Annotated in this window: 17 protein-coding genes; 13 read left to right on the forward strand and 4 right to left on the reverse strand. The window is 60.7% G+C overall.

Going from position 1 to position 21321, the window contains the following annotated elements:
- Positions 1-2: 2 nt before the first annotated feature.
- Positions 3-908, reverse strand: coding sequence for a proline dehydrogenase family protein (locus OES25_00545; protein ID MDH3626126.1), 906 nt, complete (start codon positions 906-908; stop codon positions 3-5).
- Positions 895-1119 carry a SelT/SelW/SelH family (seleno)protein gene (locus OES25_00550; protein MDH3626127.1) on the reverse strand — a complete coding sequence of 75 codons (225 nt, stop codon included), beginning with the start codon at positions 1117-1119 and terminating at the stop codon, positions 895-897. Before OES25_00550 ends, OES25_00545 begins: the two co-directional genes overlap by 14 nt.
- Before the next feature lie 119 nt (positions 1120-1238).
- Here OES25_00550 and OES25_00555 point away from each other — a divergent pair, with 119 nt between their 5' ends.
- A complete protein-coding gene (locus tag OES25_00555) occupies positions 1239-2645 on the forward strand; it encodes an MBL fold metallo-hydrolase (protein MDH3626128.1) in 1407 nt (468 codons plus the stop codon).
- A gap of 10 nt (positions 2646-2655) precedes the next feature.
- On the forward strand, positions 2656-2931 hold the full coding sequence (locus tag OES25_00560) for a hypothetical protein (protein MDH3626129.1): 276 nt from the start codon (positions 2656-2658) through the stop codon (positions 2929-2931).
- On the opposite strand, the gene ispG is transcribed toward OES25_00560, so the two are convergent.
- On the reverse strand, positions 2922-4973 hold the full coding sequence (gene ispG, locus OES25_00565; protein ID MDH3626130.1) for a (E)-4-hydroxy-3-methylbut-2-enyl-diphosphate synthase: 2052 nt from the start codon (positions 4971-4973) through the stop codon (positions 2922-2924). The two genes, OES25_00560 and ispG, sit on opposite strands and share 10 nt — an antisense overlap.
- 170 nt (positions 4974-5143) lie before the next feature.
- Between ispG and OES25_00570 the strand changes: the two genes are divergently transcribed.
- The gene (locus OES25_00570; protein MDH3626131.1) at positions 5144-5443 is read left to right on the forward strand and encodes a hypothetical protein; all 300 of its coding nucleotides are present in this window, start codon (positions 5144-5146) and stop codon (positions 5441-5443) included.
- Here OES25_00570 and OES25_00575 read toward each other — a convergent pair.
- Positions 5417-6151 (reverse strand): N-formylglutamate amidohydrolase, encoded by a 735-nt coding sequence (locus tag OES25_00575; GenBank protein ID MDH3626132.1) that lies wholly within the window; start codon positions 6149-6151, stop codon positions 5417-5419. The two genes, OES25_00570 and OES25_00575, sit on opposite strands and share 27 nt — an antisense overlap.
- 87 nt (positions 6152-6238) lie before the next feature.
- Here OES25_00575 and OES25_00580 point away from each other — a divergent pair, with 87 nt between their 5' ends.
- The 10 genes from OES25_00580 to OES25_00625 all read left to right on the forward strand — a co-directional run bounded on the left by OES25_00580 (position 6239) and on the right by OES25_00625 (position 21312).
- Entirely contained in the window at positions 6239-7378 is a 1140-nt protein-coding gene (locus tag OES25_00580; GenBank protein MDH3626133.1) for a trypsin-like peptidase domain-containing protein, read from the forward strand.
- Between the two features lie 45 nt (positions 7379-7423).
- Complete coding sequence (locus OES25_00585) at positions 7424-7801, forward strand: VOC family protein (GenBank protein ID MDH3626134.1); 378 nt, start codon at positions 7424-7426, stop codon at positions 7799-7801.
- Positions 7798-8154, forward strand: coding sequence for a preQ(1) synthase (gene queF, locus OES25_00590; GenBank protein ID MDH3626135.1), 357 nt, complete (start codon positions 7798-7800; stop codon positions 8152-8154). Before OES25_00585 ends, queF begins: the two co-directional genes overlap by 4 nt.
- A gap of 123 nt (positions 8155-8277) precedes the next feature.
- Positions 8278-8775, forward strand: coding sequence for a translation initiation factor IF-3 (infC, locus tag OES25_00595; GenBank protein ID MDH3626136.1), 498 nt, complete (start codon positions 8278-8280; stop codon positions 8773-8775).
- Between the two features lie 8 nt (positions 8776-8783).
- Positions 8784-9608: a CoA ester lyase gene (locus OES25_00600; protein MDH3626137.1), complete on the forward strand. Its 825-nt coding sequence runs from the start codon at positions 8784-8786 to the stop codon at positions 9606-9608.
- Positions 9605-10834, forward strand: coding sequence for a TIGR00300 family protein (locus tag OES25_00605; protein MDH3626138.1), 1230 nt, complete (start codon positions 9605-9607; stop codon positions 10832-10834). The genes OES25_00600 and OES25_00605 overlap by 4 nt, the downstream gene beginning before the upstream one ends.
- A gap of 2 nt (positions 10835-10836) precedes the next feature.
- Positions 10837-11823, forward strand: a complete 987-nt coding sequence (locus OES25_00610) for an adenosine kinase (protein MDH3626139.1) — start codon at positions 10837-10839, stop codon at positions 11821-11823.
- 10 nt (positions 11824-11833) lie between these two features.
- Positions 11834-12736, forward strand: coding sequence for a DUF1684 domain-containing protein (locus OES25_00615; protein MDH3626140.1), 903 nt, complete (start codon positions 11834-11836; stop codon positions 12734-12736).
- A gap of 266 nt (positions 12737-13002) precedes the next feature.
- Entirely contained in the window at positions 13003-15447 is a 2445-nt protein-coding gene (locus tag OES25_00620) for a hypothetical protein (GenBank protein MDH3626141.1), read from the forward strand.
- A 210-nt stretch (positions 15448-15657) separates the two neighbouring features.
- On the forward strand, positions 15658-21312 hold the full coding sequence (locus OES25_00625; GenBank protein ID MDH3626142.1) for a MopE-related protein: 5655 nt from the start codon (positions 15658-15660) through the stop codon (positions 21310-21312).
- The last annotated feature ends 9 nt before the right edge of the window (positions 21313-21321 follow it).

Consider the following 21321-nt stretch of genomic DNA (forward strand, 5'->3'; position numbering starts at 1 on the left):
GATCAGTCTCGCGAGAACATCGAACGGAACGCGTGACCGGCGATCTGCGGGTTTTCGCGAAGGCGTCGAACGGAGTAGGCGTACCACTGTTCCCCGTAGGGCACGTAGACGCGTAGGCGATGGCCGTCCGCAAGGATGTTGTTCCGTAGGCGCTCGCGGACTCCCAGCAACATCTGAAACTCGTAGCGATCGCGGGAGACATCAAACTCGCGGATCAGTTCGAGAGCGCGCTCGACCAGCCATTCGTCGTGGGTTGCGATCGCCACCTTGGCACCACGTTCGAACATCCGTCGCGTGCACGCGACAAAATTCTCGCGGATCTCGTCGAACCCCGTGTGGGCGATCTCTTCGGGTTCCAGGTAAATCCCTTTGCAGATCCTGAAACTGGCAGGTTGCGTCGTCAGGACGTCAATGTCGGAGAGCGTTCGACGAAGTCTCGCCTGCAACACGACACCGATATGCGCGGGCATGGTGCGCCGCAGGCGCTCGTAAGTCCGGAGAGTCTCGTCGGTGCACGGCGCATCTTCCATATCGATACGCACGGAATTATCGAGCTCGGCGGCGAGCTGGGTCACTTCCAGTATTCGCTGATAGCAAGCCTCCGGGTCCAGTAAGAGACCGAGGGCTGTCAGCTTGATGGAGACGTTGGTCTCCGAAAGACCTTCCTGCTGGATTCGGCGGAGGAGTTTCAGGTACGCGTCCGCGTTGCGATCTGCCTCGGCGGGTGCTGTCGTGAACTCACCCAGGATGTCCAGAGTGACCATCGCCCCTGCATCGCGAAGTGGCCGTACGCGTCGCAGCGCCTGTTCGGCCGTCTCACCGGCGATATAAGGTTCCGAAAAGTGACGGACGATCGGGCGGGGAACTACAGGCAGCGACCAACCGATAAGACGATCAAGCAGGCTCATCAATCCGGGCCAGAACTTCGCCGTCTTCCGGGAAACGTCCGAGTTCTTTTTTTGAAAATATCAATTGGTCGTCGACTCGGATCTCGAACACGCCACCACCGGACGCGATCAACTCGGCTTCGACCCCCAACGCACGTTTTAGCTCATCTGCCAGACCGGCAGCTCGTGGTTTGTAATTTCAAGAAGCGCAGTATTCGATCGTGATCTTCATCGGGCACCTACTCGCGGTTAGCGTCTACAATTGTCGGGGTCGGCAACGTTGGTAATCCTACCAATTGCGCATCTGTCGGGCCAACCGAATTCCACCTTTCGGGGAAGGTAGAAGAGCCAGTGACCAACAGGACGAGCATTCGGTTCCTCGGGGCGACCGGGACCGTGACCGGTTCGAAGTTCCTGATCGAGCACGAGGGATTTCGGGTGCTCGTGGATTGTGGGTTGTTTCAGGGCTTGAAGAACCTTCGGATGCAGAATCGCGCGACACCCCCCGTAAATCCATCGAAATTGAATCTCATCGTACTGACTCACGCGCATATCGATCACACGGGCTACCTGCCTCTGATGGTAAAGCGGGGATACGAAGGCGACGTCCTCGCGACCCATCCGACCGTAGACCTCTGTGGGATCCTTCTACCCGACTCCGGATACCTCCAGGAGGAGGATGCCCGCTGGGCCAACCGCCGCGGTTACTCCAAGCATCAACCGGCGGAGCCGCTCTACACGCAGCTGGAAGCCCGCGCCTCGCTGAAAAATCTGCGTCCGGTTCCGTTCGACGAGACCCTACAGATTCACGACTCGATGAGCGTACGGTTCAGGCCGGCCGGTCATATTCTCGGTGCCGCAATCGTAGAGTTTCGACTGCATCGAAACGGTCGTGAGGATATCCGCTGTGTTTTCTCGGGGGATCTTGGGCGTTGTAGCCAGCCGATCATTCCTCCCCCAAGTCCGCTGCCCGATTGCGATCACCTCGTCATGGAGTGCACGTATGGCAATCGTGACCATCCTGACGACGACCCGAAGGACCTCCTCGAGGATGTGATCCGGCGGACCGCCGAGCGCGGGGGGATGGTCGTCATTCCGGCATTCGCTGTAGGGCGCACGCAGGCGCTCCTTTTTATTTTGCGAGAACTGCAGAATGAGGGGCGCCTACCGCGGGATATTCCGATCCATATTGATTCCCCCATGGCGATCCAGGCCACGAAGATCTTTACTCGTCATCGCGACGCTTACGATCTCGAGTCGCGAGGGCTCCTGTCCACAGGTGAGGATCCTCTGGGTCTCTCGAACGTCGTCATCAACGAGACCGTCGAACAGTCCAAATCATTGAACGATCTCCGCTATCCTGCGATCCTGATATCGGCGTCCGGCATGGCGACGGGGGGGAGGGTGCTGCACCATCTCGGCTACCGACTTCCGGACCATCGGAACACGGTGTTGTTCGGTGGCTACCAGGCCGTTGGAACTCGGGGTCGACTACTGCAGGAGGGTCGGAAGACGGTGCGAATCCATGGCCGCGAGGTCAGGGTGCGTGCCGATGTCTTGACCCTCGACGGGCTGTCGGCCCACGCCGATCGAAAAGGGTTGATGACCTGGCTGGAGTCGGGGTCGCGCATTCCGGAACAGATCCATCTGGTCCACGGAGAGTCGGAGGCCCGCACGGCATTCGCTGACCAGATCTCGGGGAAGCATGGTCATCGCCCGAATTGTCCGGAGTTCGGCGAACGGGCCGAACTCTCGTGAGGGAATGCGCATGAGTCAATTCGTCTTCGAGTTCCTGCGGACATCTGCAGGCCAGGCGCCGGAGGCCTCTGCCGACCATCGGCGGTGGTGTCTTGACCTACATGGAGACGGCCGACTGGGGTTGGCGGGCGCCTACACCGACGGCTCGGGCTTTCTCGTGATCCTCCAGGGCTTGGATCGTCTCGAGGGAGAGCGTCTCGTGAGAGACCATCCCTGGGTGGTCGCGGGTTCCGGCAGCTGGTCATTGCGGGAGTGGAGTCCCGATCCGAGCCCCGATCAGTCCTGAGACACCGCAACCGGTGGATCGACCCAGCGACCATGATCCTTGATCAGCTGAACCAGTCGCTCCTCTGCGCCCTTCGTCGGAATATCCCGCGCAACCATCTCCTTACCGACGAATAGCGCGATCTTGTCCTCTCCCCAGCCGACGTAGCCGAAGTCGGCGTCGGCCATCTCCCCCGGGCCGTTCACGATGCAACCCATCACCGCAATTTTCAGGCCCTTGAGATGGGATGTCCGTTCCTTGATTCGAGCCGTTGTCTCTTCCAGGTCGAAGAGCGTGCGACCGCAGGACGGACAGGAGATGAACTCCGTACGGGTAATTCGAACGCGCGCTGCTTGCAGAACCCCGAACGCGACGCGTCGTGACTCCGTCGCGTCCGAACGGCGAACCTGAATTGAATCGCCGGTTCCGTCACAGAGGAGACCGCCGAGCTGAGTGGCCGTTTTCAGCAGACTCGCCGTGTCCAGACGATCGTCGCGGTCGATCAGGACCAACGGAATGGGAGCCCCAGCGTGGGTCAGCGCCGCGGAAAGTAATCGGTAGCCATGCAGGGTCGAGATTCGTGGATCCGGTACCAGGCCGAACTGCACGTGTCGAAGCGGCGCCGCGTTCAATCCATCGATGCAAGCGAGCGCGGTCTGTACGACCTGTCTCAACGGGTCCGCCGTGTCCTGCGTCGCGCGAAGTTCCACGAGCAAGAGGCGATCGGCACCCGCCGCCGAGTCAAGAAGCTCTCGGATGGTATCGACCGAGTTGACGTCGCACTCGACCTGGAGACGATCCGTTGCCGCCCACCAGCGGTCGGTCGTGTCCAGGGCCGCATCGGTCTTGACTCGCGCGGAGAGTGCGACGCGTGGGGCGACGTTGTGGAGTGCCTGGCGAAGCTCGAGAAGTCTCTGGTCATCTCCCGATTCGAAGGCGTCGATCACGATGACGTCGGCGCGAGTCTCTTCCGGCACGCGGACCCCGATCTGCGAGTCGAGTTCCGAGCGGATAGCCTTGGGCTCTGAGAGCACCTGGACGAGAGGCGTCTCGACCGCGACGGTCTCGCCGCCGCCGATACGAAGCGCGCCGCAAGTCACCGGCTCGGCGACCCGGCGATCGTAGCGATGGGGGTCCCTGAGCTCCGGCCATGGGTCCGTGGGTTGCTTGAGTTCGCCAAGATGGCGCGCGCTGTTTGCCACCAGTTCACGCGCGACAGGGATTTCCGCGACCGGATCCTCGGTGAGCGAGACACGAACCGTGTCTCCGAGGCCCTCGGCCAACAACGCTCCGATGCCGATCGCCGACTTGATCCTTCCGTCTTCGCCGTCGCCGGCCTCGGTGACGCCGAGATGGAACGGATAGTCCATTTGCTCCGCGGACATCCGCGACGCGAGGAGCCGATACACGTGTTGTACGACGACGGGGTTTGACGATTTCATCGAAAGCACGAGATCGCGATAGTCATGTTTCTCGCAGATGCGAACAAACTCGAGGGCGGACTCCACCATGCCCCCGGGCGTATCCCCGTAGCGGTTCATGATGCGATCGGAGAGCGACCCGTGGTTGGTTCCGATCCGCATGCTGACACCCAGCGTTTTTGCTCGCTTGATCAGCGGTGTAACCACGCGTTCGATTCGTTTCAACTCGCCGTCGTATTCCACATCCGTGTACTCACGTGATGCAAACTTCTTCTTGTCTGCGTAGTTACCCGGATTGATGCGGATCTTCTCGACGTGTTCAACGGCCTTCATGGCAGCGGCGGGGGTGAAGTGGATGTCCGCGACGAGTGGCACGCGGATCTGTCGACGTTTCATTTCCGCACGGATGTTCGGAAGGTTGTCGGCGTCGCCGGTTGTCGGAACCGTAACACGCACGATTTCGCAGCCGGCATCGACCAGACGCTCTATCTGATCGACGGTCGCCGTCGTATCGCGGGTCGACGGGGTGGTCATCGACTGGACACGAATGGGCTCGTGGCCGCCGATCGCGAGGTCGCCGATGGCCACCCGGCGGGTCTTTCGGCGATACGGTCGGATGCCGTTGTAGGTCCATGGGCGCACGGGTTCGGTCCTCGCGAGGCCCGGATCGGGCCCCGAACGATCATTTTATCAGTTCCGCAACGAGAAAAGCCGGGTCTTGCCGCAAAACGCCATGGTGCCCGGGGAGCATCGTGCGTACCCCTATGACCAGGGGCGTCGATCGAGGCTCTCCAGAGAGCCAAGGGGGCGCAATGCAACGAGTGACTCGGTGGTGGGCAGTCGCAATGGTCGCCGTTGCCGGCGCTGGGATCTGCCTGACCGTGATCACGGCGTTCTTTCTCAGGATCATCCGCAATGAACTGCCGTGGAACAACGGGGATGGCGCGCGACAGTTGTACCAACTTGTGGGCGAGTCCTACGGCAAGGGGTTCACTGCCGGCTTCTTCCTCTGTTTCTCGCTGACAATCGTCGCGATCGCGATCAGCGCGTGGGTCGAGCAGATTCGCTCCGCACGTCCTTCCAACTCATCGCGAGGCATGGATCTGGCGTAACGCGTTACCTGCAATCTTGGCGATCCGCCGGGAGGCGTCGACGCGCTTGAACAGTTCCTGATTGCATTCCAGTTCGAGACAATCCAGCCCGAACGTCGCCGCGTGGCGTTCGGCCGAGTACATCATTCCCTCGCGCCCCGAATAGGGTTCGTTGTATCGCACCCGCAAGCCGGCCTGTCGGAAGTGACGCACCATCCGTTGTGCCGCAGCGGGTGAGCGGTGATAGAGGATGCCGATATCGAATGCCCGTCGTCGCCGGCCGAGTCGAGATGTAAACGAATGCACGGAAAACACGAGCGGTCGTCCATCCCGCAGTAACGCATCGGACAGAACTCGATCGATTGCATCGTGGTAGGGGCGATAGACCGTGTCGATGCGATGACGACGTTCCGTGATCGAGGGCGGATCGTTCCAGGGAAGTTGTACGCCGCCGACTTCCGCTCGGAACATCGAGGCGTCGCCGATCGCACGATTGAGATCGATCCAGAGCCGCGAGAGCCGCGAGCCGACCGCCGGGGCTCGCAGGACGGCGTGGAGTTCTTTGCAAACGTCCCAGGCCCCGCGATCCCATCCCCAGTGTTCTCCGAGTCGACGACGCTGCGACTCGGAGCAGCGGATCTTCCGGGGCATGAGAGGTGTGGCGTGTTCGCAGGTCAAGACCGTGTGCGGCACGGCATCGCCACGCAGGAGCCTGTACGCTGAAGCCAAGACCGTCCCTCGGTGTTAGTCTCATGCAAGCCCACGGAGGGTACCAGTTGGTATCGCCGGCGGCCGATCATGGCGACGGGAGAGCCTTTGAACTGGCGAGTGCCCCTGCTCATCGGGTTAGTCTTCGTGGCCGGCGTCTGGATGGGTCGCGAGGTCGTTCGCGCCGTTCGCCCTGCGCCAGGGCCCCCGACACTTCGCGTCGGCGACGTCGCTGATGGCGACGATGCCGACAATGCCGGTCTTCCGCTTCCCGACGGACTCTCCGACGAGGAGCTTCGTGACATCGACATCTTTCGCGCAGCATCGCGGTCGGTTGTGAACGTTTCCGGTGTGGAGCTGCGACGCTCGTTCCGTCTCGATCTCTTCGAGATCCCTCGCGAATCGGGGACCGGGTTCTACTGGGATGATCGAGGTCATATCGTCACGAACTACCACGTAATCGATGGCTCCAATCGTCTGTGGGTCACGTTGCCGGATCGAACACGCTGGCCCGCCGCGGTCGTCGGTGCGGCGCCGGAAAAAGATATCGCCGTGCTGAAGCTGGAGGCCGGTGCGCCCCACCAGCCGGGAATCGAGAGGGGAGATTCCGGCGTGTTGCGAGTCGGACGGAAGGTACTCGCACTGGGCAATCCATTCGGCCTCGATCAGACCCTCACGATGGGAGTGGTCAGCGCACTGGATCGAGAGATCGACTCGCCCACCGGCCGCAAGATACGAGGGGTCATTCAGACCGACGCGGCGATCAACCCGGGTAACTCGGGTGGGCCGCTCCTGGACTCCGACGGCCGATTGATCGGTGTCAACACCACGATCGTCAGCCCCAGCGGTGGTTCCTCCGGGATCGGTTTTGCCATCCCGATCGACGCGATCGAGCGACTGGTGCCCCAGTTGATCCTCCACGGTCGGCTTGTCGAACCGGGGATCGAAGGGGTCGAGTGGCTGTCGAGTCGACGAAGCGGACGACTGGGGGTCGAGGGCGTCGTGGTGTACGCGGTGGAGCCCGGGAGCGGCGCGTCGCGCCTGGGGATCGTGGGACTGCAGCTGGACGAGCGTCGGCGATTGAGACTGGGAGACGTCGTGGTCGCCGTCGACGGCGAGTCAACGCCCGATCTGGACGCGTTGCGAGATCGCTTTGATCTTGTCGGTGTGGACGGCAACGTCGAGCTGACGGTCCAGCGTGCCGGGAATCGTCGCTCGGTGACCGTGCGGCTCTCGCCGGTGGGCTGATATGCTCGACGGATCGTGGAGCCCCGGGGGAGAAGGAGATTGCGAATGCGACTGGCCCATACGATGCTGCGAGTTAAAGATCTCGATGCGTCACTGGAGTTCTATTCGGGCTTCATCGGACTTCGTGAGACGAGACGGAAGCCGATCGGAGACGAGGCGACGCTGGTGTTCCTGGTCGACGAGGCGGGGGACTACGCGTTGGAGCTGACCTTCAACCACGGCCCGCAGACGTACGAGTTGGGCGATCAATTCGGTCATCTTGCGTTCTTTGCCGACGACCTCGATGCCGTCATCGGCGAGGTGGAGTCTCGGGGCTGGTGGTTCCGGCGCTCACGGGCCGAATTGTCGTCCCGCTACATCTTCGTCAAGGATCCCGACGGCTACGATGTGGAGATCCTCCAGCAGCCCAAGGCCGAATCGTGACCGCCGAACCGAGTCGGGCGCTGGAGACCTTCGCCAATCCGTCCTTAGGGCGGGACTATACGATCACCTTCGATTGCCCGGAATTCACCTGCGTCTGCCCCAAAACAGGTCAGCCGGACTTCGCGGCTTTCACGATCCGCTACGTGCCGGATAATCTCTGTATCGAACTGAAATCCCTGAAGTTGTACCTGTGGTCGTACCGAAATGAGGGTCACTTCCACGAGGCGGTGACGAATCAGATCCTGGACGACCTCGTCGCGGCCTGCCGGCCTCGCCAGATGACGATTGACGGCAATTTCAACGTTCGGGGCGGAATCGGCACGACGGTGAAGGTGGATTACCGGGCTCCCTGACCCGCCCGGTTGCCGAACGACGAGCGGATTGTTATATTTCGCCCGGCACGGCGTCGTCTGCCATGAGTCCCATCCGCGCCCTCGGGGCGACGAAGGAAACCGCACATCGATCAGAACGTCCGAATCAACGAGCAGATCCGCCTAACCCCCGTCCGACTCATCAACGCCGATGGTGAACAGTTGGGGATCGTCCCGCTGGACGAAGCCCGTCGAACCGCCCAGGACCAGGGTCTCGACCTGGTGGAGGTCGCCGCAGACGCGCGCCCCATCGTCGTTCGAATCATGGACTGGGGCAAACACCGCTTCGAAGAGAATAAGAAGGCCAGGGAGGCGCGCAAGAAAGAGGCGCGTATCTCGGTCAAGCAGGTCAAACTGCGACCGAATATCAACGAGCACGATCTTCAGACCAAGCTCGGGCACGCCCGTCGATTCCTGGCGGATGGTGACAAGGTCAAGGTCACGATCATGTTTCGCGGCCGAGATCTTCGTCGACCGGAGAACGGGCGCAAGCTTCTCGATCGGGTTGTTGCGATCCTCGAGGACTGTGCCGTCATCGAGACCGCGCCGGGCGGAATCGTCAATCGTGACATGGTCATGGTGATGGGTCCGAGGAAGGTCTGATCCGCAGCCTGCTTTACGTTCCGGCCTCCCGCACCGAGAAGCTCGACAAGATGGCGAGCCTCGCCGCCGACGCGTTCGTCATCGATCTCGAAGACGGCGTCTCCGCTTCCGAAAAGCCCGCCGCTCGCCAACGACTCCTCGACGGCTGGCCGTTCGGTCTCCCACCAGAGAAGGCCTGGCTGCGGGTCAACGGCGACGACGACGGGTTGGCCGCCGATCTGGAGTTGATCGCCCGCCTTCGGCCGTCGTGGGTCGTCCTGCCGAAGGTCGAGCAGGTCGAGCGGGTCGCGCACGTCTGTCGTCACGTGGCGGATTGGGAAACCCGGGTCGGCCTGATGATCGAGACCGCGACCGGCGTGACGCGGGTCCGGGAACTGGCCGCGGTCGCACCTCAGGTCTCCGCCCTGATCGTCGGATCCGCCGATCTCGCCCGTTCGATGGGCGCGCGTCCGGATGAAGAACGCCAGTGGGAACACGTCCTCCTGTCGGAGATCGTTCTCGCGGCGCGGACTCACGACCTGCTGGCGATCGACAGCGTCTACTTCCACTTCCGGGACGAGACGGGACTTGAAAGACACGCTACCCTGGCCCGACGTCTGGGATACGACGCCAAGAGTTGTATCCATCCAGATCAGCTCGCGACCATCCACCGTGTCTTCTCGCCGACACCGGACGAGAGGCGGTGGGCTGAGCGGGTCGCCGAGGAGTGGGTCCGCCAGGACGGGGATCGAGCCGGTGTCGTCGTCGTGGACGGCGAGATGATCGAAGCACTTCATCTGGAACTCGCGCGGGAAATCCTGTCGCGAGCCGAGACGGGAGACGGCTCGGAATGAGCGAGAAGAGAACATTTTCAATCGAGGGCCATCTGCTCGAAGCCGGGCTCCTGACGAAACTGAAGGAGCAGGTCACCCGGGCCGGCGGGGTGTACGAGTTTATCGACTTCGAGGTGGGGAAGACTCCGGACCAGATGTCCCGAGGTCGTTTGACCGTAAAGATCCCTGAAATCGATGATCTGAACGAACTGACCGATCGGCTGGTCGGTCTAGGTGCGGTCTGGCAGGTCACGTCTGACGTGGAACTGGAAGAGGCACCCAGCGACGGGGTCGTGCCCGACACGTTCTATTCGACGTCAAATCATGTTACCGAGGTCAGAATCGACGGCGGATGGACCACCGTCGCGGATCAGCGGATGGACGCCATGATCGTGCTGGATGGGGCGGTCGCTCGATGCGTGAAGCTTCGGGATATCCGTAAGGGGGACCGAGTCGTCGTGGAGAACCACGGGATACGTGTCCATCCACCGGCTTCGGAGCGCGAGCAGTCCGACTTCGGGTTCATGAACAGCGACATCTCGTCCGAGAGACGGGTCGAGCACATCATCGATGAGTTGGTTGCCGATATACGTAGTCTGAAGGCAGAGGGCAAGAACGTCGTTCTGGTGAGTGGCCCGGTGGTCGTCCACACGGGCGGTGTCGGGGCGTTGGAGCGTCTGATCGCGGCGGGCGCTTTTGACGCCATCCTCGCCGGCAATGCCCTGGCCGTTCACGATATCGAACGCGCTCTGTACGGCACCTCACTCGGAATCAATACGGACAACGGTGAGCCCGTCGTCGAGGGGCATCGCAACCACATGCGCGCGATCAACGCAATAAGTCGCTCCGGATCGATCCCGGCGGCCGTCAAGGATGGAACGCTGACCCGCGGCATCATGCACCAAGCGGTTCAGTGCGGGGTTCCGTTCGTGTTGGCCGGAAGCCTACGAGACGACGGGCCGCTCCCGGACACCGTGACCGATATGAACGAGGCGCAGGGCGCCTACGGCAAGCTCCTGAAGGGCGCCGGTGCCGTTGTTATCCTGTCGACGATGCTTCACGGGATTGCGACGGGCAACATGATCCCGTCGTCGGTCCAGACGGTTTGTGTCGATATCAATCCATCCGTCGTGACGAAGTTGGCGGACCGGGGTTCGTTGCAGACGGCCGGTATCGTGACCGACGTCGGGCTATTCGTTACGATGCTCGCCGACAAGTATGAGCGAGCCGTCGCAGAGGGGAAATAGTCGTGAGTCAGAAAATTGACGTTCTTGGGATCGGCAACGCTATCGTGGATGTCCTGGTGGAGAAGCCCGACGCGTTTCTCGAGAGCCATGGCTTGCCCAAGGGCGGGATGACGCTGATCGATGCCGATCGCGCGATCGAGATCTATCAGGAGTTGGAGGACCCACGGCAATGCTCCGGTGGGTCGGCCGCCAACACGCTGGTCGGTGTGGCCTCACTCGGAGGGGCCGCCACGTACGTGGGAAAGGTTCGCAACGATTCTCTCGGGGCGCTGTTCCGAAGCGATATCCGCGAGGCGGGTGTGATCTTCGAGACCGCCGCGGCGGAAAGTGGGCCGCCGACCGCCCGCTGCGTCATCGTCGTCACCCCGGATGCCCAGCGTACGATGCAGACGTTTCTCGGGATCAGTGCAGAGCTGTCGGTGACCGATCTCGACCCGGAGGCGATCGCCGCCGCGAAGATCACCTACCTCGAGGGCTATCTCTGGGATCCGCCGGCCGCCAAGGAGGCGTTTCTCGAGGCGGCCCGGATCGCCCACGAAGCAGGCCGGACCGTCGCCCTCACGCTTTCGGATCCGTTCTGCGTCGAGCGGCATCGTGACGAGTTTCATCGGCTGATCGAGGGGCCGATCGATCTGTTGTTCGCCAACGAGGACGAGCTGCTCGCCCTCTACCGGACATCCGATCTCGATGAGGCGATTCGAGGCCTGACCCAGCATGACGTGGTGGGGGCGGTGACTCGTGGTCCCAAAGGATCGATCCTTCTTGCCGGAGGAGACGTTCACCCCGTGGATGCGGCCCCCGTCGGGAAGGTCGTGGACACCACGGGAGCCGGGGATCTTTACGCGGCCGGGGTGCTCTTCGGCCACGCCCAGGGCCTGGACTGGCCACAATCCGGTCGGCTGGGAAGCATGGCCGCCGGAGAGATCATCAGTCATTTTGGGGCTCGGCCGCTGGAATCCCTGGCCGAGCGAGCCCGATCGATCCTGTAGCGGAGGTGTGATGGTCTCTTTTAAAGTTGGAACGACGACGGCTCTCCTGGCCCTGGCCCTGACGATCGTCGGAGCCCCGGTCGTGGCCCAGCAGTCGCTTTACCAGGAGACCGTCGAGTCGTATCGACAGGCCCGCGAGAAGCGACTCCAGACCGACTATGGCTGGCTCTCGGTCATCGATCTCTACTGGCTCCCTGCGGGCAAGACCGTGGTCGGCGCAGGGGATAAGGCCGATCTGAAACTACCCGCGGAGGTCGCACCGGCAGTCGTGGGCGCGATCGAACTGGCTCTGGGGAAGGTGACTCTGGACGTCGCGTCCGGTGTCGAGCTGACTCGCCGTGATGCGCCGATCAGCGGAATCGAAGAGTGGGTTCCGGGTGCGGAGGGACAGATCCGAATCGGTCGGATCCAGCTGACCCTACTCCAGAGGGGAGATCGGTTCGGCGTGCGGGTCAAGGATCCGGCTCGTGTCACCCAGAGCGGTTTCGCCGGGCTCGAGGCTTATCCGGTCGATCTCCGCTGGAAGATTCCGGCCAGACTGACCCGCTATGCCGAGCCGAAGAGCGTCGTGATCGATACGGTCATCGAGACTCCCGCCGAGATGCTCTCGCTCGGCACCGTGGATTTCATCGCCGACGGGCAGGCGGTCCATCTCGAGGCGCTGGTCAACAGCGCGTCGGATTCGGAGATCTTCATCATCTTCAAGGACTCGACCAACGGGACGACCACTTATGGGGCCGGCCGTTATCTCTACGCTCGGATCCATCCGGGGGATCGTGTCGATCTGGATTTCAACCGTGCCTACAACCCACCCTGCGCTTTTACCAGCTTCGCCACCTGCCCACTGCCGCCGCAGCAAAACCGATTGACGGTTCCGGTCCCCGCCGGAGAACAATACGGCGCCCCACGGTAGTCTCGTCGAGGCCCGAGTTGCTGTATTGCAATTATTCGGCCGAGTTCGGTGTCCCGCCGACGCCAAGGTGACAGCCCCCTCTGGCCTTGTAAACTGTTTGAAATAAGCAACTTAAGGGCTCAGCCATCAAATTACGGCATCGAAATATTCGCGGAAATTAGTCCTTGCCTGCCTCAGGTAGTTTGGGTACTTTTCCGATACCTCGAAAGAAGTCCCATTAATGGGGCTAGATAAAGGATCTGAAACCATTCCCATAAGGGGGGAGCATGAGACAGAAGTTTGTGTTTGCGATGGTCGTCTCGATGTGCCTTGCCCTTGCCTTCGGGCCAGCCCTGTCGGCAGAGCGAAGCATTGATGATCGAGCCGACCGAGTGACCCGCGGCGAGCGTGGCACAACCAACGACGTGGACTCCACCGATGTTCTCGGTGAGTTTGCTCACATCTCCGAGCAGGGCCGTGTGGCCGGTTCGGCGACGGCCACGCGGGCGAAGGCGGAGAACCTTCTGTCTGCAGCGGCGAAACTAGAAGGCCAGGACGCCGTCACCAACCTCCAGCGAATCCTTGCGCTTGGCGACGTTGGCGACAAGATTCTCGGCCAGACCTACACGATGCTCGCTGACGTGTATGCCGACACTCCGAGCAAGGGCGTTCAGCTCCTCGGTCGTGCACTGCAGTACACCTCGGATCCGGGCCGCCGCGCTCGGCTCGAGCAGCGAATCGCCGATCTCGGTGGCGACGTCTTCGCCATCGCGTTCGACAACAACACCGACGCCGTTGCGACGCGCGATGCCGCCGGCCCGAGTTGCGACATGGCCGCTCCGGCACTCGCCAGCGAGACGATGAATGTCGCCGCCGGCGATCACAACTGGCGCGTGTATAACATCTCGGGTACTTTCCCGGTTGGTGAGCAGCTTCGCGTCGAGACCGTCTCGGACACGCCGGGCGGCTTCAGCGACGACACCGACCTGACCGTCTGGGCCGGTTGCGACGGCGCTGCTGGCGCTGGCCAGATCGCCTACAACGACGACAGCCCGTTGGCCAATGCTCCGTTCATGTCCTTGATCGACCTTCCGTGTCTCGCGGGCGGCTCCAGCCTCTACATCGAGGTCGGTGGCTTCCTCGACATCTTCGCGGTCGACGGATTTGATCTCGTGATTTCCGGCGCGAGCTGTGTTGTTCCGCAATTGGATGACTACGAGGATGACTCCGCTCGTGCCGATGGCGCTTCCATCGGGCATCCGAACGCGATCCCGCACACCGCCAACGGTTGGGGCCGTGCCAAGAAGGAGATCCAGGACCGTTCGATCTTCCCGTCTGGCGACATCGACCACGCGCAGGTCGCGCTGACCAAGAACTCTCTGGTCCGCATGGGTACCGCCTCTGAGTACCCGACGTTCTTTAACGGATTCAGCGGTTCCGGTGCGACCGACAACCCGGACACGATCATGAATCTGCTCTACCAGACCGAGCTCGGCTATGGCGGTCGTTGCAACACCCCGGTCGCTGGCTTCGGCTACAACTGCACGGTGGACGCAGACTGCGCCGACGTGATCAACGATCCCGACGCTGACGGATTAGGAAACCCGGAAATGCCGCTGGCCGGCTTCCCGGATTGTATTCCGATCTTCCTGTTCAACAGCCCGTTCGGTGAAGAGAACGTGCTGGCGACCAACGACGATCGGGGTGGCGGTGACTTTGGTTCCGAGCTGCTGCTCTGCATGCCGCGTACGGCAGCCAACTCCGATGACTCCTCCGTCAATGGCGACTGGGTCGTCCAGACCTTCGGTTGGAGCCCCAGCGGTGCACCTGGCGCCGGTGCCGGAGAGTTCAACTATCAGCTGCAGGTCAAGAATGAAGTCGATTGTAACTTCGAGAAAGAGCCCAACGACCTTCTCGCAGATGCCACCCCGATGTCCCTCGGCGACACCGTGCACGGTATCTTCGACTACGCGAGTAGTCGTCCTTTCCAGGACGATGACTACTTCGCGTTTGACATCGACGACGAAGTCCTCGCGATCTTCCAGACGGATGGTTACGACTCGAACGCCGTTGACACCGCGCTCCAGCTGTTCATCGGTCCCGACGACAACGGAGACTTCTTCTTCCTCGGCGTCGAGAACGACGACTTTGGCACCGGCTTCCTGTCGCGCATCGAAGTCATCCTGCCGGCCTCGGCTGATGACCTCCTTGGCAACACGTCGGCTGATGCCAACTACATCATGAACGTGACGTCGTTCTTCCTGAACCCGAACTTCCCGTACACGCTCATCACGGAAGCTGCCTCTGTGCCGCTTGCCGAAGCTGAGCCGAACGATGACTGCAGCACTGCCAACGCGATCGCCGTGGGCGACAGCTTTGCTTCTGCCATCAACCCGGGTTGCGATTTTGACTCCTACAAGCTCAGCCTGGGTGATAGCACCTTCGTTAGCCTCGCTACCAGCGGTGGCGGCGATACGGCAATCGAGCTGGTCGACTGCGCCGACGACACCGTCCTCGCATGCGACGACGATGAAGGCCCTGGCCTCCTCTCGTTGGTCGAAGGTTGTCTCCCGGCTGGCGAGTACTGCATCCGCGTCCGCGCGTTTAGTGGTGCCGCCGTGTTCAGCTATGGTCTCGACGTAGCGGGCAGCACCGGTTGCGCGCCGACGAACCCGCCGGACATGTCCGGAGACGGCGCGTTCACGTGCCTCGACTTCGATACCTGCCCGTAATTGGGTAGAGGATCCGCCTCGGCGGGTCTTAGTTAGTGTTTGAAAACTGGGGGGGGAATTTTTCCCCTCCCAGTTTTTTTTTGCGGCCACCTAATGATGTCAGACGTAACTTCCAGACCTGGGGCACCCAACACAATGGACACACAGAGACAACGCGGCTGGATCAGGATTCTCGCTCTAGCTGCTTTCTTCGTTGTTTGTATTACGCCGATGTGGGCGGCGACGATCTACGTCGACGCCCAGAGCACGGCCGCGTTCCCGGATGGGACGTTGGGTTTTCCCTATCGAACGATCCAGCAGGGCATTATTGCGGCATCAGTGGGCGACCTCGTCAGCGTGGCCGCCGGTACCTATAACGAGACCATCCTGATGTCGGATGGGGTCAGTGTCAGTGGCGAGTCCGCCACCAATACGATCATCGACGGCACCGGTCTGCAGAACTCGGTCGTCACATTTAATGGAACTCGACAGAACCCTCGACTGACCGATTTCACGATCCGGGGCGGCAGCGGCGATCGGATCGGTGAACTGGGGAACGTGGGTATATTTGCCGGTGGTGGCATCCTGATCAGCAACTCCTCGCCGTCGATCATCGACTGCATCATCGAGGACAACCTTCTCAATGTCGACATCGGCTTCGGTGGTGGCATCTACATCCTGAACGAGAGTCCCGAGACACCTCTTATTCGCAACAGCACGATTCGGAACAACGTCGCCAAGTCCATCGAGGCACCTCTTGACGGCCGGGGTGGCGGGATCTACATCGTCTCCAAGTTTTCCAGCGTCTTGATTCTCGAGAACCTGATCGAGGGCAATATCTCCTACGCTGGCGGCGGGATCTTCTCGCAGAACAATGCAGCCGCGTCGGCGACGATCTCAAGAAACGAAATTCGGAGTAATCAGGCCAATCAGGGCGCTGCGATATTCTCTCGCGATTTTTCCACTTCGACGACGACGATGGCCAACAACCTGATCGTCAACAATCGCGGCTTTCCCGGCGTCAAGGACTGTGATGACGCGGTAGGACTTTCGAGCCCGGGGCTCGAGGAGATCTGTAACGACGGCATTGACAACGATTGCAACCCGAATACCTTCGATATCGTCGATGGCGACGGGGACGGGTTCATGTGCGATCTCGACTGCGACGACACCGATGCCGCTATCTATCCCGGCGCCCCGGAGAATTGCGAAGATCAGATCGACAACGACTGTGACGGTAACGTCGACAACTTCGATCCCGGAAACTTCTTCCCGGTCACCGAGGGCACGGTTACCAAGTATCGGGACAATGTTACCAATCCCATCCTCCTACTGACATGGGTCGAGACCGCGTTTGACGACAGTGGCTGGGACGACGGGACGTTCGGTGTTGGATTCGATACCGACATGGATGCCGCCAATCTCATATCGACGTCGGTCACTGACACGTCGGCTTCGGTCTACACACGAACCCGATTTCAGGTGGAGACTGCGGCGGCTGTGACTGCCGCCCACCTCGCGGCCGACTACGACGATGGCTACGTCGTCTGGTTGAACGGTGTCGAGATCTTCCGTTCGCCGGAGATGCCCGCTGGGGATCCTGTGTGGAATGCCGACCCGGCTCCTCACGAATCCAGTAACGGAACCGAACCGGACTTCGGAACGTTCAACGACGTCAGCACTGCCGCTCTCCCGGAACTAGTCGATGGAGAGAACGTCCTTGCGATCGGGGTGTATACGGAATTGCCCGGCACGTCGCCGGACCTTGTCCTGGTTCCGGAATTTCGATTGGTGATTGGTAGCGAAGATGCCGATTGTCTGTGTGCGGACGTGGACGAGGATGACTACGCCTGCGCGGACTGCAATGACGCCGACCCCCTGATCAATCCTGGTCGTGTGGAGATCTGCGGGGACACCATCGACAACGATTGCGACGTCGCCAGCCCGGATATTGTCGATGGGGATCTCGATGGGTTCACATGCGTCAACGATTGTGATGATACGAACCTGACTACCAACCCCGGTGCCCCCGAAATCCCGTGTGACGGTCTGGACAACGATTGCAATAGTTCGACGTCGGATATCCAGGACGCCGACAACGATTTCTTCGATTGCAGCGAGGATTGCAACGATAATTCGCCGGCGATCAACCCGTCGGTCGTCGAGTTCTGCTTTGACGGTCTTGACAACAATTGCGACGGATTCATCGATTCCCAGGACCTGGAATGCAATTGCGACAGTCCGGTCGATCTGGACGCCGACACCTATCGTTGCCAAGACTGCAACGATCAAGTCGCCTCGATCAACCCCGGTGCCAACGAGGTGTGTAACGACGGAATCGATAACGACTGCTCCGCGCTCACTGTGGACATATTTGACCAGGACGGTGACGGTGATCTTTGCGACGTCGACTGTGAGGACACGAATCCTGCGGTGAACCTCGCGGCGTTCGAGATCTGCAATGACGGCATCGACAACAACTGTAACTCCGACACGGACCTCGCCGATGCGCAGTGTTCCGGATGCCCGGATAGTGACGGCGACGGCTATGCCGGTGGCACCTGTGCCGTTGACTGTAATGACGGCGTCACGAGTATCAATCCGGGCATGGAAGAAGTCTGCAATGACGGGATCGACAACGATTGCGACCCCGGTACGCCAGATCTGCTCGATGCGGACGGCGATGGCGCCGACTGTATCGCGGATTGTGATGACAATGACCCGACGAACGTTCCGGGAACGAACGAGAATTGCACGGACCTCAAGGACAACGATTGCGACGGTCTGATCGACTTCAATAACCCGGACTTTCGTATCGTCCAGATCAACTCATCGATGCGCTATCTCGCGAACAACTCAGACCCTGGGATAGCGCTGGCCTGGGTGGGCGAGTTCTTTGATGACAACCCGTGGTCCAATGGATCCTACGGCGTCGGTTATCAGGTCGGGCCGCCCGGGACGGGAGCCGACGATCTGATCTCGACGTTCGTACCCGAGGGAACCAGTTCGGTGTATGCGCGGTCCAAGTTCAATATTCCTGACATCGCGGCCGTTAATTCGGTGTCGATCGGCGCCGACTATGACGATGGTTACGTCATGTGGATCAACGGTGTCGAAGTCTATCGGTCGCCGGGGATCCCCGCTGGACCGCCGCTGTGGGATACCGATCCGTTGCCACACGAGTCCAGCAACGCTCAGCTGCCGGACTACGGTGTCTTGATCGATGTGACCGGAACCGCACTTGCGGCGATGCATTCCGGTATCAACGTCATCGCGGTGGGTGTGTACAACGCCGTCCCGACCGGCGGCGGACAGTTCTCGACAGACCTTGTCGTGGTGCCACTGGTGACCCTGGACTTTGGCGACGATGACCCGGACTGTCTCTGCGAGGACCTCGACGGAGATGGCTGGGCCGGCGGCGCGTGCGCTGTGGATTGTAACGACCTGGACCCGCTGATCAATCCCGGAGTTCAGGAGATCGGCTGTGATGGAATCGATAACGATTGCGATGCCGGCACCGACGACCTTTTGGATGCCGACATGGATGGATTCAATTGCGCCGGGGACTGCGCAGACAACGACCCCACCATCTTCCCGGGGGCTGTCGAGGTGCCCTGTGATTTCCAGGATAATGACTGCAGTGGCCTCACTCCCGATGTCGAAGATAACGACGGCGATACGTTTAACTGTTTCTTCGACTGTAATGACGACGACTTCAATGTCAATCCCAACCAGACCGAAATCGGTTGCGACGGGATCGACAATGATTGCAGCACCCTGACCGCAGATATCCGCGATGACGATCGCGACGGGTTCCTGTGCAGCGTGGATTGTGACGACGACAACCCATTGATCAATCCCACGGCGCCGGAGAAATGCGACGACACGATCGATAACGACTGCGATGGTGATACCGACGGCTCCGATGACGAATGCTTTGACTGCGTCGACACGGATGACACGGATGGCGACGGGTATGTCTGCCTCGATTGCAACGATGACGTCGCGGCGATCAACCCGGCCGCGCAAGAAGTGTGCGACGATGCGATCGACAACGATTGCAATCCGTTGACACTGGACATCGACGACCTGGACGGTGATGGTGTCGATTGCCTGACGGATTGCGATGATTTTGATGCGTTCGTCTATCCGGGATTCCCAGAAATCTGCGACGACTCCATCGATAACGACTGCGATGCGATGACGGCCGATATCTTCGACTTCGATATGGACGGCGTCAACTGCGATTTGGATTGCGATGACGGCAACGCCGCCATTGCGCCGGGACTAACGGAGTTGTGCGGGGACGCGATAGATAACGATTGCGATCCGGTGACGCTGGACGTATTCGATTTCGACGTAGACACGTTCATTTGTACGATCGACTGCGATGACGATGCCGCTGCCGTGAATCCGGATGCGGTCGAGGTTTGCAACGATGGTATCGACAATGACTGCGATCCCCTGACCCTCGATCTGGCGGACGATGACGGGGACGGATTCGATTGTTCCGTCGATTGTGAAGAAGATAACGACGCGGTCAATCCTTCCGTCGCGGAGAAATGTGACGACGGTATCGACAACGATTGCGACGGGGATACGGATAACGCCGACTCCGATTGCAGTTGCGCCGATTCCGATGGCGACGGGTACGATGGCGGTGCGTGCGGGATCGATTGCAACGACAGTGTCGCCTCGATCAATCCCGGAGCGCCGGAGATCTGCAACGACGCGATCGATAACGATTGCAATCCGGCTACCGTCGATTTCGGCGATGTCGACGGCGATGGGTTCTTCTGCGACGTCGACTGTGACGATGCAGACCCCGACGTCAATACGAATCAGCAAGAGGTCTGCGACGACGGCAAGGATAACGATTGCAACCCGGGTACGGTCGATCTGTTCGACGTCGATATGGACGGCTTTACCTGTGATGTCGATTGTAACGACGGGGACATGACGATCAACACGGGCGCCGTCGAGATCGGTTGCGACGGGGTGGACAATGACTGTGACCCGATGACGCCCGACATTGCCGACAGCGACGGTGATTCGTATTTTTGCGCAGACGCAGCGTTGTTCGGTGCGGGCATCGCGGCGTCCACGTTTGAATCAGGGACCACGTTCGTGATCAACAATACGATCATCGGCAACGTTCTGGATGTCGGTGTCGGGGGCGGCGTGTTTCTTGACGACCTGTTGGCGTCAGATCCGGGCGTCTTCGCCAACAACATCGTGATCGAGAATTCGGCGCTGTTGGGCGGGGGTCTTGACCATAGCGCGTTCTTCGGAGAACTCAACAACAACAACATCTTCAACAACGTTGGGGGTGACTTCTACAACGGCTCGGGAAGTACGGCCTCGATGAGTGGCAACTCCAGTGTCGATCCGCAGATGCAGAATCCGGCGTCCGGAAACTACCGCCTGCGTCAAGAGTCGCCGTTGGTCGACGCTGCCGATCAGGCCGTCTCGCCGATCAATGACCTCGATCGATTCACCCGCCCGTACGACGGAGACGGCGATATGCTGGCCATCGCCGACGTCGGAGCGTTCGAGTATCCAAGTGGCGAAGTGTTCAATCTGAGGTTCACGGATTCTCAGACGCTGGTCTGGGATCTCTATCCGGCCGGAGCGCACTACAACATCTACCGCAGCGGAATCAACAAACTCCGGAACTCCGGCCAGTACACTCAGAGACCGGTACTGGTCTACGCAGACCAATTCTGTGACGTCGAGGACACTGCCTTGCCGTTCAGCGCGACTTACGTCCCGGCGCAGGGAGTGCCGGTCTTCTACCTGGTGACCCTGACATCGCCGGCATTTGAGGGTAGTCTAGGTCAGGACTGGGTCGGGCAATTACGTCCCAACTTCCAGCCTTGCCCCTGAGGCATGTTT

Source organism: Acidobacteriota bacterium (assembly GCA_029861955.1).
Taxonomy (GTDB): domain Bacteria; phylum Acidobacteriota; class Polarisedimenticolia; order Polarisedimenticolales; family Polarisedimenticolaceae; genus JAOTYK01.